The 17,233-nt window shown below is 34.9% G+C and carries 9 protein-coding genes; 5 read left to right on the top strand and 4 right to left on the bottom strand.

Annotated features, from left to right (window positions below; all coding sequences use genetic code 11):
* Positions 1-47 precede the first annotated feature (47 nt).
* The 3 genes from C1A40_RS13160 to C1A40_RS13150 all read right to left on the bottom strand — a co-directional run bounded on the left by C1A40_RS13160 (position 48) and on the right by C1A40_RS13150 (position 8,913).
* A complete protein-coding gene (locus tag C1A40_RS13160; RefSeq protein ID WP_102996289.1) occupies positions 48-1,565 on the bottom strand; it encodes a RagB/SusD family nutrient uptake outer membrane protein in 1,518 nt (505 codons plus the stop codon).
* A gap of 10 nt (positions 1,566-1,575) precedes the next feature.
* Entirely contained in the window at positions 1,576-4,581 is a 3,006-nt protein-coding gene (locus C1A40_RS13155) for a SusC/RagA family TonB-linked outer membrane protein (protein ID WP_102996288.1), read from the bottom strand.
* A gap of 219 nt (positions 4,582-4,800) precedes the next feature.
* Positions 4,801-8,913, bottom strand: coding sequence for a hybrid sensor histidine kinase/response regulator transcription factor (locus C1A40_RS13150; protein ID WP_241910420.1), 4,113 nt, complete (start codon positions 8,911-8,913; stop codon positions 4,801-4,803).
* A gap of 371 nt (positions 8,914-9,284) precedes the next feature.
* On the opposite strand from C1A40_RS13150, the gene C1A40_RS13145 reads away from it, so the two are divergent.
* From C1A40_RS13145 to C1A40_RS13125, 5 genes are all read left to right on the top strand, one after another.
* Complete coding sequence (locus C1A40_RS13145) at positions 9,285-10,163, top strand: IS982 family transposase (protein WP_102996082.1); 879 nt, start codon at positions 9,285-9,287, stop codon at positions 10,161-10,163.
* A gap of 12 nt (positions 10,164-10,175) precedes the next feature.
* Positions 10,176-11,375, top strand: coding sequence for an IS4 family transposase (locus C1A40_RS13140; protein WP_102994338.1), 1,200 nt, complete (start codon positions 10,176-10,178; stop codon positions 11,373-11,375).
* Between the two features lie 301 nt (positions 11,376-11,676).
* Positions 11,677-12,519 (top strand): 5-dehydro-4-deoxy-D-glucuronate isomerase, encoded by an 843-nt coding sequence (gene kduI / locus C1A40_RS13135; protein ID WP_102996287.1) that lies wholly within the window; start codon positions 11,677-11,679, stop codon positions 12,517-12,519.
* Positions 12,520-12,523: 4 nt separating this feature from the next.
* Positions 12,524-13,318 (top strand): gluconate 5-dehydrogenase, encoded by a 795-nt coding sequence (locus tag C1A40_RS13130; RefSeq protein WP_102996286.1) that lies wholly within the window; start codon positions 12,524-12,526, stop codon positions 13,316-13,318.
* Position 13,319: 1 nt separating this feature from the next.
* A complete protein-coding gene (locus C1A40_RS13125) occupies positions 13,320-14,504 on the top strand; it encodes a DUF4861 family protein (protein WP_102996285.1) in 1,185 nt (394 codons plus the stop codon).
* Positions 14,505-14,773: 269 nt separating this feature from the next.
* Here C1A40_RS13125 and C1A40_RS13120 read toward each other — a convergent pair whose 3' ends face one another.
* Complete coding sequence (locus C1A40_RS13120) at positions 14,774-17,197, bottom strand: glycoside hydrolase family 2 protein (protein ID WP_102996284.1); 2,424 nt, start codon at positions 17,195-17,197, stop codon at positions 14,774-14,776.
* Positions 17,198-17,233: the final 36 nt, after the last annotated feature.

The following is a 17,233-nucleotide window of genomic DNA, read 5'->3' as shown; positions in this document are numbered from 1 at the left end:
TAGAACTAAAACAAAAAAACTAACTTTCAACATAAATAAACTATAAATTAATAACCTGTATTGTTCGGCAATAAATTAGGATTTCTCACCAATTCTGGACCAGGTAAAGGCAGTAAATAATCTCTACTAGCATCAAAATTTGATTGAGGCTCTAAACCATTTGGCCCAAAAGCTTCGTTTCCTAATTTCAATCTTTTAATATCGTACCAACGTTTAAATTCAAAAGCCAACTCAATCGCTCTTTCATTTATAATTGTTTCCCTCAAGGCATCTTGTGATAAACCATCTTGAACATCCATTGGGTATAGAGATCCTGAGCCCATTCTTGCTCTTTCACGAAGTTTATTAACATAAGCAACTGCTTCCGATGAACCACCATTTACTTCATTTAAAGCTTCGGCAGCAATTAAGAAAACCTCAGCATAACGCATGGTAATGTAATTATGGCTTGATTCCCTTCCATTGTTTCCTGCAAGTCCTGCATAGCGGTAATACTTTGCAATGTGTGGACGATTTACTGCAGCATCTGAATAGTCTTCAAACTGCGTATACGGATAAACAACCCCACCTTTAGTTGTTGCAGTAGTATCTAAACTTACAGCCTTTCTATAGTCTTTACCATCCCAATTTTGATACACTTTTAAGCTTGGTACAGCAACACTCCAACCTTCACCGTATTCATGAGTAGCATCGCCTCTAATTCCTGTAACTGGCGCCACATAATCTTGACCATAACTATTCACTCTGGTTTGACCAACATAATCAATTGTAAATAATGGTTCTCTTAACCCTTCAGTTTTGTCGGCGTTAAAGAGGTCTTGAAAATCTGATTCTAAGGCCAAATCAAAACGCGATTCATTGTTTATTACAAACTGTGCCTCGGCTGCAGCCTTAGGATAATCAGCAATTGTTAAATATACAGAAGCTAAATAAGCTGCTGCCGTAGCTTTAGATGGTAAAGCACGTGACCCTTGTGTATCTGGCAGCCATTGTTTCGCAAATTCTAAATCTGAAATAATGCCTTCATAAACTTCATTTTCTGGTGTTTTAGAAATTTCTGCAATATCCGCAGCATCAGAAACAGCAAAATCAATATAAGGAATATCTCCAAATAAACGTACTAAATGATAGTAAGTAAAAGCTCTTGCAAAATATGCCTGTGCCACTACTGCATTTACTTTAGCTTCATCATCGTTTATTAAACCTGCGTTAGAAATAGCTTGGTTTGCGGTACCTATAATGGCATAAGATTGTGGCCAGAAAGCACTTACCATACCGTTATCATCACCCATAGTAAAACCATTTACTTCTTTTCTTCTTCCTGAAGTACCTTGATCGCCAATATCGGCCAAATCGCCTCTTAACAATAAGGTTAAAGTTAACTTTCTACCCCAATACGATTCTGTAGACATGCCTGCAAAACTTCCGTTTACAGCAGCTTGCAAATCAGCTGTCGTCTTAAAAAAGGACTCTGGAGCTAATATTCCTACTGGATTTTCTTCTAAATCTGAGCACCCTACAAAAGCTAGTAGTGCTAAAAAAAATGTTATTTTATATTTTTTCATAGTCTTCATATTAAAATTTTAAGTTTAATCCCATAGTAAACGTTTTAACATTAGGGTAGCTACCATAATCTAAACCTACATTGGTATTACTTCTCTGGTTATTATCGTTTCTGTAATTCGCCTCTGGATCTGCCCCAGGATAATCGGTAAACGTTAATAAGTTCTGTCCACTTATATAAATACGAGCTTTTTCAAGACTTAACTTACTTAATACAGTTCCCGGAATATTATAACCGAAAGACAAGTTTTTCAATCTTACATAACTACCGTCATACACATAACGAGATGTAATTCTTTTTTCGCGAACTTCGGGTCTAGGTATATTTGTATCTGTATTCGTTGTAGACCAAGCATTAACCATATCTGCAGAAGCGTTTGACACTCCAGAACCTAATTCTAACAAGGTGTAGTTTAATATTTCACCACCAACAGATGCTTGAAAGAACAAATTCATATCGAAATTTTTGTATCTAAAATCATTATTTAACCCCATCGTAAAATCTGGTGTAGGGTCGCCAATAATTTTTCTATCGGCTGTAGTGATTTCTCCATCATTGTTTAAATCGGCGAACAATTCACCTCCTGGTGCTGAATCACTAGATAATGTTGCGGTTCCATCAGGCAGCGTTCCTCCTTGATAAACACCTTTATATTCATATCCATAAAAAGAACCAACCGACTCCCCTTCACGCAAAACCTGTGTTTGTCTTTGTAAGAAATGACCAGGAGCAGAATCAATAAATAAATCGTCGCCATCTGGCAATGTTACCATTTCGTTTTTATTGGTTGAAAAATTGAACGCTGTAGACCATGTAAAATCTTCGTTTGCAATATTTCTAGAGTTTAAAGAGAACTCATAACCTTCATTTTTCAACTCTCCAATATTTTGAATTTGAGAGGATACACCTGAATATTCAGGAAGCGGACGAGGAAACAGTAAATCTTCTGTTTGAATATTGTAATAATCAAACGTAAGTTCTAATCTATTATTAAATAAAGCCACGTCTACACCAAGATCTAATTGCTTCGAGGTTTCCCATTTTAGGTTATCATTAGCAAAATCGGTTAAAACCACCGAATTAACTTGCTGATCTCCTACAACCCCATATACTGAAGAAAATTTAGCTAAAGTCTCGTATGGTGAAATTGACGGATTTCCTGTTGCTCCATAACTGGCACGCCATTTCCAATTGCTAATAACATTGCTATCTTTTAAGAAATTTTCATTACCCATATTCCAAGCAATAGCTCCAGAAGGGAAGAACGCATATTTATTATTTTTACTGAAATTTGAAGATCCATCGCGTCTTGCTGTAAACGTAAAAATGTATTTGCTTGCGTATTCATAATTAACACGTCCAAAGACAGAAATTAATTCGGTTTCGTCTAAAAATGAACTAGGTTGCATAGTTACTGCACCGCCTTCAAGGTTTCTATAAGATACCTCATTAGTCACAAAACTTCTTGCTCCTGCAAGGGAACCTTCATTTTTATTCTTTTGATAAGAGTAACCTCCTAACAAAGTGAAATTATGATTCCCTACAGTTTTTTTATAGGTTAAATAGTTTTCCGAAAGCACATTGGTAGATCTTCTATTTTCTAGAGTAGCCTCACCTCCAACACCTGCTCCAGCAAGAAGTGTCGTTGGTTTAAATTTTCCTATTTGAGTGTTTACTGAGCTAAAACCAAAAGTTGTTTTAAGTTCTAAGCCTTCAATAATTTCGTATGCTGCATAAAAGTTAGTTCTATAAGTATCTACAGAACGCTCGTCGATACTTTCTTTTGCTAAAGCATATGGGTTGTCGATATCATCACCCAAAGAGTTAATCGTATAAGTACCGTCTGCATTATAAATGTCTAAATCTGGAGCAAAGCGATAGGCTGAAGAAATAACATCTCCTCCACCAGTTCCACCGGTTTGAGCTTGGGTACTAACACCATCTTTAGCAGAACGACCACCAAAAACGTTTAAGCCTACTTTAAAATTATCGGTAACATCTATATCAATATTACTCAATACCGTAAAACGTTCTAAATTACTGTTCATTACAACACCATCTTGTGTGTAGTAATTTCCAGAAATGTAATATTTAGAAGTTTCGGAACCACCTGAAAATGCTAACTGTGTGTTTGAAATACTTCCCGTAGCATAAATAAGGTCTTGCCAATCTGTATTTGCTGGTCCTTGGTTATAATTTGCTGAATACGCCTTTCTATAGGTTGCAAATTCGTTAGCGTCTAATAAATCAATAGTATTATTAACATTTTGTACTGAATAGGATGTATTTAACTCCAAAGTTGGCTTAGTTGACGTCCCTTTTTTAGTAGTTACCATAATAACTCCATTCGATCCTCTTGAACCATAAATGGCTGTTGCCGATGCGTCTTTTAATACTTCCATAGATGCAATATCCTCTGGAGCTGGCATGCTTGCACCAACAAATCCGTCTACAACAATTAGCGCATCGCTACTTGCATTAATAGACGTACCACCACGAATACGTACTTTTATAGGTGCCCCTGGCTCTCCTCCATTATTGGATTGAACCGAAACCCCTGCCGCTCTACCTTGTAATGCTTGTTCGGCACTTAAAGTTGGATACGCAGTAAGTTCTGCTGCTTTTACTGAAGAAACTGAGCCTGACACATCGCTTTTCTTAACGGTGCCATAACCAATAACAACAATTTCTTCGAGCTCATTCTCGTCAACTTGAAGTACAACAGACAAGTTTGAGTTATCTCCAACCACTACTTCTTTAGTAACATAGCCCAAATAGCTAAATTGAAGAACGGCATCTTTTCCAGGAACTTGAATATTAAAAACACCATCAAAATCTGTAGATGTTCCTGTGGTAGTTCCTTTTAGTAAAATATTAACCCCTGGTATACTTATACCGTCCTCACTAGAGGTAACGGTACCAGAAACATTTTTTTCTTGTGCTTGCAGATACGTTCCTAACAACATTAGAAACATAAGCGCAAAACGCTTAAGTAGTTTGTTTTTTTTTGTAGTCATAAAAATTTAGTTTTGTTAGTTAACTAAAATAAATAGCTATTAAACTAATCAGAATAATCACGGTTATTAGGATTATTTCCACAGCATCTATTTTAGATTTATTGAATTTCATGCAACAAATATAGACGTGAAAATCGTTGTTTAAATTCAAAAAAAGGGGTTCAAAAGTTCAAAAAAACCTTTATAACCCCTTATATTTCAATAAAATCACATTTTCACCTAAAATTGATTGGCAAATTTATTTTGGTATTGAGAAGGTGTTTCATTAAATTTTTTCTGAAAGCACTTACTGAAGTATTTTGGATTTTTAAATCCAACTTGGTAGCTAATTTGAGAGATGTTTATTTTATTAGTTTCTAAAAGTTGCGCAGCACGTTTAAGCCTAATTTCTTGTATAAATTCGTTAGGCGTAAAATTGGTCCAGGCTTTTATTTTACTAAATAAAGTTGTTCTACTAACACCCAATTCCTGACTAAAAAGAATGACATCGAATTGATCGTTTGCTATATGTTCCTCTACAACCTTGAAGGCTTTTTTTAGAAGCTTCTCATCTATAGAAGTAATCGTGATTTCGCTAGGCGTTATATCATTAATTTTAGAAAATTTATGTTTTAATCGCAGCCTGTTTTCCAAAATATTTTTAATACGCAATTGAAACTCCTTAACATTAAAGGGCTTGCTAATGTATTCATCGGCTCCACTTTCTAGCCCTTCAAACTTATAAATCAAGGAACTTCTAGAGGTTAATAAAACTACTGGAATATGACTCGTTTTAATGTCTTCTTTAATTTTAGAGCACAACTCTGTCCCCACCATTTCAGGCATTATAACATCACTTACAATAAGATTAGGTAGATTTTGTTGCGCTAATTTTAATGCTACTTTACCATTTTCAGCCTCTAGCACATTATAATCGTGTTTAAATAGATTTTTAATAAAAACACGCAGTGGTTTGTGGTCTTCTACAATTAAAATTGTTGGTTTATCTGTTTCAGAAATTAAATCTTCTATATTTTCTTCATCGAGAGTTGGAGTTTCTTTTAATTGATTTTCGTACTGACTTACATCATCACTTAATTTAAAATCGTTAAGAATTTCGCTTTCCTGCAAATGCTCCCGTCCTAAAGGTAAACTTACTCTAAAAATGGTACCGGGCTCATTTTTTGGTTTTAAAGCAATGGTACCTTTATGTAATTCGGCTATATTTTTTGCTATGGACAAACCAATTCCCGAACCGCTGTTATAACTTTTTTGCGGTTGATTATGAATAGGCACTTCAAAAAAACGATCAAAAATTTTATTTTCAAACTCCTTAGACACCCCTACTCCAGAATCATCAATATCTATGTATAAAAAATTAAAATCTTTACTAATTTTTATAGCAATACTTCCGCCTTCAGGCGTATAACGAAAAGCATTAGAAATGAGGTTATAAAAAACCCGTTCTAATTTATACCTATCGTAGTATACATTAATAACATCTTCATCAGATTCAAAGGTGTATTTATAGTGTCCATTTTTGGCATACTCACTGAATGAAAAGTAAATTTCTTTTAAAAACTTCACAATATTACCTTCTGCTGCCTGTAAGTTAAACTGATTATTTTCAAGCTTCCTAAAGTCCATTAACCTATTAATAAGTTGTAATAAGTGGTTAGCGCTATTCTCAATAACCAATAACTTTTTATAAACTTTATTACTACCCTTATAATCGAGCAACACCTGTTGTAAAGGCCCTAAAATTAGAGTTAATGGGGTTCTAAATTCATGAGATATATTAGTAAAAAATTGCAGTTTTGCCTGATTAATATCTTCATTCCTTTTCTTCTCTATAGTCTCTAAGGCTAGTTCATGTTTTAATTTTGCTTTCGATTTTAAAAAAGTAATTAAAGCAAATAATGCCACGCCTATAAACAATCCATAAAAAATAAATGCCCACCAACTACGCCATGGAGCAGGCTGTACTTTTATTTTTAATACCGTGGGACTATCATTCCAAACCCCATCATTATTAGCGCCTTTAACTTCAAATTTATAAGTCCCTCCTTGTTGAATAATGTAATTTACCTCGGTTTTACTAGTTACATTCCAAGTGTCTTCTAACCCAATCATTCTGTAGGCATATTGATTATTAGACGCATTTATGAAATTGGGTATAGCAAAACGAATGGCGAAATTCGCATTATCAAAATCTAGGTCTATTGTTTTTGTAAATGCAATATCCTTGTTTAAAATGGCACGATCTCCACCAATAGGAACCGATTCATTTTTAATTCTAAAATCGGTTAAAATTACTTGCGGATTATAATCATTAACACTAATATTTTCTGGCTGAAATGAAACTACACCTGCAGGACCTCCAAAATAGAATGTATTATTTTCAAAATTTAAACTCGAGTTGTCATTATATTCATTACTTATTAAGCCATCTGTTTGATCGTAAATAGTAATTTCCTCACTATTTAAATTATATGTTACTAAACCTTGGTTTGAACTAAACCATAGATTCTGATTGGCATCTTCTAATAGGGAATGTACAGAGTTTATGGTCACTCCATTTTGCTGTATTTCAACTTTATTAAAAGTTTCGCCATTAAACTTATATAAGCCACTGGCTTTTGTTCCAATCCATATATTCTGAGAACTATCTTCAAAAATTGTTAATATATCCACCCCTGATATAAGTTCAGAATCAAAGAAAAAATGTTTAATGGGTATATTTTCCTTATTCATACTAGACAGTGTAACCACATTTAGTCCACTTTGAGTTCCCATCCAAACCCGCTGTTTAGAATCAATAAGTAAAGAACGTACCCTATTGTTTGTAAGGGAATAAGGAGATTCATTATTGGTAGTTAGTTGTTGGTATATTTTAGTTTCGGTATTGTACCTAATCGCTCCAGAGCCAAAAGTACCAAGCCATATAATGGAATCGCTTTCTTTTGCAGAAACATATACACTCGATTCTTCTAATATTTTGGTAAGTGATTCTGGAAAATCATTTTTTATAACCGTTTTGGTTTTGTAATCGTATATAAATGGCAAAGTATTAAAGCACCCTACCCATAATTCATTATTAAAAACGGTTAACGACTTTATATTATCACTTAAAACCCCTTTAGTATTTGTCGCATTAATATAACTAACTTCATCTGTTTTAAAATCCCATTGGGTTATTCCACCCCCTTCCGCTCCAAAAAAAACGACACTATCTTTACTTGCTGCAATAGACCCAATGACATTATAACTTAACCTCTTAGGCTTTGTATCTTGGTTATAATTAATAAAATTAAAATTAGATTCATCCCATAGATGTAAACCTCCATAATAACTACCCGACCAAATTGAACCATGTTTATCTGTAAAAATGGTCTTGATTTTATTTAAGCCACTATAATCTGAAGATTTTTTACCAATATGCTGAAGTTTTCCGTTAGATTTTAAAATAGAAATACCGCTATAAGTCCCTAGCCATAGGTTATTATGTTTATCGAAATTAATCGCCCTGACATCTAGATCTAAACCTTTAAATTCTGAATGATTTTTATAAGAAATTAAAGTGGCTGTATGCGCTTTAATTTGATACAAACCACTATCCTGAGTGGCTATCCACAAGTTATTATCACTATCCTCTGCTATATCTTTAACATGTAATTTATGTGGTTTAGAAACAGCCTTGACTTTATAATCTATAAGTTGAAATGTAATTTCTTCTGCTTTACGCGATTTCACCTTACAAAGGCCGTTATCTGTCCCTATCCAAATATCTCCGTTTTTAGATTCGTAAATACTCGTAACAAACTTACCCGGAAGACTGTAGTTGTTTTTTTCATTTGGCAAAACCGAAATAAATTTTCCCGTTTTTTTATTATATATGGCTAAACCATTTAAGGTACCAATCCAAATTTCATCCTTTATTTCCTTTATTTCCCAAATGGTATTGGATGGTAAAGACATGGGATCGTTGGTATGAAAAAAATGCTGAAAAGTATTTGTAGACGGGTTATACTTATTTAAACCATTATAAGTTCCCACCCATAACATTCCCGAGCTATCTTCCTCGATAGTTAAAATATCACTATTACTTATTGAAGTGGAATCCTGCGGATTATTTCTATAAACTTTAAAATTATGTCCGTCAAATTTATTTAGTCCGTCACGTGTACCAATCCATAACTGGCCAAAAACATCTTGTTCTATATCAATTACAGAACTTTGAGAAAGTCCATCTGTAGGTGTAAAAGATTTAAAAACGAAGTTATTGTTCTGAGCTGTTAAAGCAGCAGCACAAAACCATAAGACAATGACACTAAAAATATTGTTACTACGCATGTATAAAATATAAATCTTCTATTAATAATTAAAGACTTGAAAAAATTAATTGTAACACTACTAAATACATCCTTTTCAATAATGGTATACAACTAAAATCAACCGATATAAATCCCACCATAAAATCAATTTTAAATGTCCTAAAAGAGTAAAAAAACAAATGGATTTTATTAATATTTAATATCATTAGTGTCCGATAAAAGATTTTAAAAGCGGGATTTCCAAGATAGGATTTCCCGCTTATTTTGTATCTTGAAGTTATCACACATCCAAGATATGAATAAAAACCCGTTGTGCATTATGATTTAAAAGAAAAAAGTTGTTCATCTTACTGAAAATCAGTAAATTGATTTAATCACAAATCATTAATAATGAACAACTTGAGTGCAAATTACGAAAGAATATTGGAAGTATTAAGAAAAATATCGAAAGAACAACTTTTAAGTTATCAAAGACGACAACCAAAGCTTAGTGATTTAGAACTTATCAGCTTGAGTCTTACTGCCGAATTTATGGGAATAGATAGTGAAAATGACCTTTTTAGAAAACTTCCAGATTCCCTATTATCAAAAATAGAGAGAAGTGTCTACAATAGAAGAAGACGAAAACTAGTTAATAAGCTCAACAGTATCAGGTTAAGCTTAGCTTCCCATTTTAATGAATTTGAAGATTATTTTGTAGTAGATAGTATGCCTTTAGAAGTTTGTAAATTATCACGCAGTTCTCGTTCAAAGATTTGTAAAGAAAACACTTATGCATTTCCAGATAAAGGTTATTGTGCAGCTCAAAGTTCTAATTATTACGGTTATAAACTGCACGCTGTTTGTTCTGTAAATGGTGTCTTTCAAAGTATCGATTTGAGTCCAGCATCTGTACACGATATTAATTATCTTAAAGATATTAAGATGCAAATAAGCGATTGTACATTAATTGGTGATAAAGGCTATTTATCAACAGAAATACAGCTTAACTTGTTTGAAACCTGTAATATAACGCTAAATACACCTATGAGAAGCAATCAAAAAAATTACAAAGTACAGCCTTATGTATTTAGAAAAAAGAGGAAAAGGATAGAAACATTATTTTCACAACTTTGTGACCAATTTATGATAAGACGCAATTATGCTAAAACTTTTGAAGGTTTTAAAACAAGAATCGTAGCTAAGATAACTGCTTTAACAACTATTCAGTATATCAATAAGTTTATTTTTGGGAGAAACATTAATAATATTAAAATTAACATTATTTAAAATGCACAACGGGTGAATAAAAGTAAAAACTTTAGCGGACAACCCATAATCAAACAGGTATTAAATTTCATTTTGCCCAAAGATGTTCATCGGACAGCCAAAAAGCACAACAGCGATCGCTATACCAAAAAGTTTACCACCTATGAGCATTTGGCCACTATGGTATTTACCGTGATCAGTGGCTGTAGCTCACTTCGTGAGGTTTCCAGTATTATGCTTGCCTGCGAGGGAAAGATCAACCATCTAGGACTCACGGACTTTCCAAAACGCAGTACCTTGTCAGATGCTAACAGGAGAAGAAGCTCTGAAGTATTTGCCGATATTTATCATTTACTCTACAAACGTTACCATCGCTTTTTATCGGACAGCAGACCCTTAGAACCTGCAGTGAAGAACCTTAAAATCGTTGATTCCTCGACCATCCCCCTATTTAGCGACATTCTTAAAGGTGTAGGAAGGAACCCGCTCAACGGCAAAAAGAAAGGAGGTATCAAGATGCATACTATGATAAACGCCATGGAAGACGTTCCTTGTCTGATTAAGTTTTCAAGCGCGGCCACGCACGACCACACCTTTTTAAAAGACCTGGAACTCAAGAAGGGCTCTTATGTGGTTTTTGACAAAGGGTATGTGGATTATGAGCAATACCAAAAATGGACACTGGAAGATGTTTACTTTGTGACTCGGCAAAAGGACAATGCTCGCTATACAAGCCTTGAAGAGTTTGATATCTCCAATAAAGTGGACGATGCTGTCCTAAAGGACGAAAAAATAGGGCTTACGGACAAAAACGGCAATGCTTTTTCCCTGAGGAGAATCGCTTTTTGGCACGAAAAGCACCAAAAAGTTTATGAGTTCATCACTAATAATTATGATCTTGATGCAGACAAAATAGCCGACATCTATAAAAATAGGTGGCAGATTGAGACGATGTTCAAGCGGCTTAAACAGAACTTTCCGCTAAAGTATTTTTTGGGAGACAATCAAAATGCCATCGAAATACAAATCTGGGTCAGTTTGATAATCCAGCTCATTATGCTTGTGATCCAAAGAAAAGCCCAAAGAAACTGGGCTTATTCCAATATGATGTCCGTCATACGATACCATTTGATGACATATATCGATTTGTTCAAATTCCTGAAAAACCCAGAAGCTAATTGGGAAGAGATTACAACCAAAAACATTGGGCAATTAAGCCTTTTTGACCCATAAGGAGGTTCTGTTTTCAAAATAAAGAGTGCGATCAATAAAAAAGGCCAACACCAAAGCTTTTTTAGCTAATTCTGTTTTTTATCGGACAACAATAATTTAATATCTAAAAAATAATAGTTTAAAATTACTTCTTTTACCTAGTTTATAGTGCTTTTTCGTACCAAAATAGGGTGTCTATCGTACATATTTACTGTAAAACACTAATAACAGTCATGGTTCTCATGGATTTCTACTAAGTTTATATTTTAAATGATATCATGAACTTAAACAGAAAATCAACAAACAATAAAACATACTAAAAATGAGCACAATTTATGAAAGCCGTTATGCTTCAAATCCAGAAACGGTCAAAAAATACGACACACAAGCATTACGCAACGAGTTTTTAATTGACAACTTGATGCAAGCCGATAAAATTAATTTAACCTATACTCATTACGATCGCTATATCGCTGGTTCAGCTGTACCTGCTTCTGCTCCACTAACTCTAGAATCCATCGATCCTCTTAAAGCGCCATATTTTTTAGAGCGTCGTGAATTAGGAATTATTAACGTTGGCGGAAATGGAACAGTAACGGTTGATGGAACGGTATACGAATTAGGCCTAAAAGATGCCTTATATGTTGGTATGGGAAATAAAGACGTGGTATTTGCTAGTAAAGACGCAAACAATCCTGCTAAATTTTATTTAAACTCCGCACCAGCACATACCAATTATCCAACAAAAAAAGTAAGCAAATCCGAAGCGAATAAATTAGAATTGGGTTCTTTAGAAACAGCAAACCATCGTACGGTAAACCAAATGATCATTGGAGGTATTGTAACCACCTGCCAACTACAAATGGGAATGACCGAACTTAAAACAGGTAGTGTTTGGAACACTATGCCTGCTCACGTTCACGATCGTAGAATGGAGATTTACTATTATTTAGATATCCCACAAGATCAAGCCGTATGTCACTTTATGGGGCAACCTCAAGAAACACGTCATATTTGGATGCAAAACGATCAAGCAGTTATCTCACCACCATGGTCTATACACTCTGGATCTGGAACTTCCAACTATACATTTATTTGGGGTATGGCTGGAGAGAACTTAGATTATAATGATATGGATGTCGCAAAAATAACCGAATTAAGATAAGACCATGAGTATAGATTTATTTAATGTAAAAGGAAAAATAGCACTAGTAACAGGCAGTACACACGGACTGGGTATGGCTATGGCTAGAGGCTTAGGTTTAGCAGGTGCAACTATTGTTGTTAATGGAAACTCCTCGCAAGATAAAATTGACACCGCTATTGCTGAATATGAAAAAGAAGGTATCAAAGCTGTAGGTTACAAATTTAACGTTGCCAAGGAAGAAGAAGTTATTGATGCAGTAGCCAAAATTGAAAAAGAAGTCGGTGCCATAGATATCCTTATCAATAACGCTGGAATCATCAAGCGTACGCCACTTTTGGACATGGAAGTTGCCGATTTTAAAGAGGTGGTAGATATCGATTTGGTTAGTCCGTTTATTGTATCAAAACATGTGGTTAAAAACATGGTAGCACGAAAAGCAGGAAAAGTGATAAACATTTGCTCGATGATGAGTGAGTTAGGCAGAAATAGCGTTGGTGCCTATGCCGCAGCCAAAGGCGGGCTAAAAATGTTAACACAAAATATGGCTACCGAATGGGCTAAGTATAACATTCAAGTGAATGGTATTGGACCTGGGTATTTTGCAACTTCGCAAACCGCACCTATTCGTGTAGACGGCCATCCATTTAATGATTTTATCATTAACAGAACACCTGCTGCCAAATGGGGAGATCCTAACGATTTAGCAGGAGCAGCGATCTTTTTAAGCTCTAAAGCTAGTGATTTTGTAAACGGCCATGTGGTGTATGTGGATGGTGGTATATTAGCGACCATCGGGAAACCATCAAACGAAGCTTAATATGAAATCCATAGCATTGTATTCTTGGATCGCAGCCGTATCGTTAATGATGGGCTGCGATTCACAGAAAAAAGAAGCGCCTGTTATTACTGTAAAGAATAGTTTAGAGCTTCCAAGACAATTTGAAACGGTAGAAATTTCAAAATCGGCCATTCATTTAAATGAAGGTGAACGCTTTGAAAATTTGGTAATCCGTGATAAAGCAACACAGGCGATTGTAACTTCCCAATTCGTAGATGAAGATCAAGACGGTACAGCTGATGTGTTGTTGTTTCAACCTGAAGTAGCCGCCAAATCAGAAAAGCAATATGAACTGGTTACATCTAACCTCACCAATACCGACACCGTAGCTTATTGTTATTCACGTTTTGTGCCTGAACGCACTGATGATTATACCTGGGAAAACAACAAAGTGGCCTTTAGAACTTATGGGCCAGTTGCCCAAAAGATGGTAGAAGATTCTGTAAAAGGCGGTACCCTATCGAGCGGAATTGATGCTTGGTTAAAAAAAGTAGAATACCCAATTATCAATAAATGGTATGCTGGCAATGATAAAGAAAAAGGCTACTATCATAAAGATCATGGTGAAGGCTTAGATAATTTTCATGTAGGTTCTAGTCGTGGTGTAGGTGGTACTGCTGTAAAAGTGGATACCAGTTATTATATCTCTAAAAACTTTACCGATTATAAAACCATCACTACAGGGCCTATAAGAACCAGTTTTGTTTTAAAATATGCCGATTGGGATGCCAATGGAAAAACCATAACTGAAACCAAACATATTTCTTTAGATTATGGAAATAACCTAACTAGATATGAAATAGAGGTAACAGGAACCGATGTTTTATCGGTTGGACTAACCTTACATGATAAGAAAGGAGAAATCACAGAACAAGTAGATAACGGCTGGATTTCATACTGGGAGTCTGAGTACTTCAATTCTGAATTAGGCACCGCAATCGTCGCTCCTAAAGATGTTATGACCACTTCCGATTATTATGTTACCTCAATAAAAGATCGTAGCAATTTATACGCTCAACTAAAGGTTAACGATAACAAAGTCGTGTTTTACGCAGGTTTTTCTTGGAAAGAATCTGGACAATTCCCTACTAAAGCTGCTTGGGAAAATTATCTTAATGCCTTTTGTAAAAAAATTAATACACTTTTAGAAGTTAGTATTCAATAACTTCAGGATTAATAGCACCCTAGTACATAACTTGAGGCTGTCTAAAGGTTAATTACACGTCAATATGAATTTATTTCAGATTCTCATACTCATGGAGTTTCAATATTATGAGATTCTGTGTCGAGCACAGAATGACGAATGATTAACCTTTAAGACAGCCTTTTATTTTCACACAGTATACAAAGTACTCTTAATAAAAAATCGAGTCTATACCCCTGTATAAACCCGATTTACAATCAAAAACTAATGAATAAAAACTAACTTTACTTCTAATCTATGGTTAGATAGGTCCCCTTAAAACTTTGATTCAAGACCATCATTACTAAAGGCATTCCATTACCATTTCTTTTTACCTCAACGGCCGCCTTCCCATTGGCCATAGCAATTGATTCACTTCCCGTTGGTGTTCCTTGACTCTTATAAGTTTCACCTCCAGAAACACATTGAAAATACACGCGATCTTCATAATCTAAACAACGTAACCCCTTACTATCGTAGGCAGTTGCTGTTACTAAATAGTTTCCATTTTCGAGAATTTCAGATTCTAATTTTAATCCTACGGCTTTACCATTTTTGTTAAACCTATAATTAATAGTCAATTCATCTTTAACGGTTTTATTTTCACTAGTATTCCCTACAGCCACAAGTGTATTCTTTCCTTCCTTAAAATTCAAATTCCAATTTAAACCAGCCGCAGGAAACGCTTTAAGATCACGCATTTTAACTCCTAAACTTTTACCATTTAAAAACAGTTCTACTTCCGGACAGTTACTATAAACACTAATATCACGTGCTAAATCTTCTGGTCCTTGTCGCTCTGTCCAAGTATGCGATTCTATATAGGTAAACGGCTCGTTACTCCAATAGCTTTTAAATACATAAAAGGCATCTTTTGGATTTCCTGCACGATCTACCAAACCCTTTTGATTCATATAAGGAATTGCATTTTCGGGACGTAATGGGGTACCAAAATCTTTAAAAGCCCACTGCACATTTCCAACGAAATCTTTATCATTTTCACTAATACGAAGGTGCCAATCAAACAAATCGACGATATAGTTTTCGCTCCAATCCCCTATCTGAGCTATATTAGCCACATCGGTTTGCACAATTTCTTCTTCCCATCCATCCGATTGAATTTTACCTTCTCCCGTTATTGGATTTTCGGTATGACGCCCCACATGACTAGAACCACCATACTCAGCATGTAAAAAATGCGGATATTCTTTTTTATAAGTATCGATGGCCTTTTGGTAGCTTTTATAACTTCCCGAATACCAACCAGACCAGATAGAAGGCGAAAACACATCCACAATATGGGACCCTTCATAATATTTTCGAATCGCTGTTTTCCTTGACGGATCTAGTTGGTGCGATAAATCGTTTAATTCCGATAAAAAAGAATTCATTTTGTCGGTATCCCCGCCGTTTTCAAAATCTGGTAACCAATACATTTCATTGCCTAAAGACCAAATAATGATACTCGGATGGTTATAATTCTGATTGATAATCTCTGTGAGCATGTGCTTGGTATTGGTTTTCCAAGCTTCATTTCCTACGCCACCTCGGCACCAAGGCAATTCGTCCCAAACCAATAATCCTAATTCGTCGCAGGCCTTGTACACTTCTGGATCTTGCGGATAATGCGCCAAACGCACAAAGTTTGCTCCCATCTCCTTAATAAGTTCCATATCCTTTCTATGCTGCGCATTAGTCATGGCTGCACCTACTCCGGCATGTTCTTCATGTCGATGAGTTCCTCTAAGCAAAACTCGTTTTCCGTTTAGGTAAAAAGCTCCGTGGTCTTTAAATTCAAACCATCTGAAACCTACCTTATTTTCCATGATATCTATAACGTCACCCTTTTCTAACAAGGCTACTTTTAAGGTATATAGATTAGGATGTTCGGTGTCCCACAACTTCGGGTTTTTAATATTCCTGAAATGAATTTTGGCTGTATTATTTTTGATTTTGAACACCGATGAAGCTACCAATTTTCCTTGAGCATCTAATAAATCGGCCTGTACTTTTAAATTGGAATTATTTGAATTATTAATTCCTACTGAAGCTAAAAGCTCAGCTTCATTTTTAGAAACTTTTGGAGTCGTAATTTTTAATTCTGAAAGGTGTTGTTTTGGTATGGATTCTAACCAAACATCTCTTGTAATACCACCGAATATAAAAAAATCACTCTTTTGAGACGGGATAACTTCGGGGTCATAACTATTATCCACACGTATAACAACATCGTTTTTACCTGATTTTATAAACTTGGTGATATCAATGGTAAAGCCAATATAACCTCCTATATGCCCACCTGCTTTTTGTCCGTTTACGTACACTTCACTATTTATATTCACGCCTTCAAAATAAAGCTGATATAAGGTATTGCTATCAATATTCGAGATATTCAATGTCTTTTTGTACCAACTCCCCGTACGTCTGTAACCCGGATTTAAATCGGTAGCATCTAAAGCATTCCAGGTGTGTGGTAGATCTATAGTTTGCCAATCGACTTCCTGTAAAGCTTCATTAATATTTTTGATATTTTTTTCTAAGTAACTCCAGTTGTTGTTGATATTTACTTTAGTTCGGTTGGGAGTTGTTTCTTTTAAGTTAGAATTCCAAGCCCCAAAGGTTAAACATATTATGAAAACACCTACTAATTGGGAAATGTTGCTTTTATTATTCATAGTCGTATACTAATTATAAGGATGTGATATTTTTTT

This window comes from Tamlana carrageenivorans (assembly GCF_002893765.1).
Taxonomy (GTDB): Bacteria; Bacteroidota; Bacteroidia; order Flavobacteriales; family Flavobacteriaceae; genus Pseudotamlana; species Pseudotamlana carrageenivorans.
This window is presented reverse-complemented; position numbering and strand designations above follow the sequence as displayed.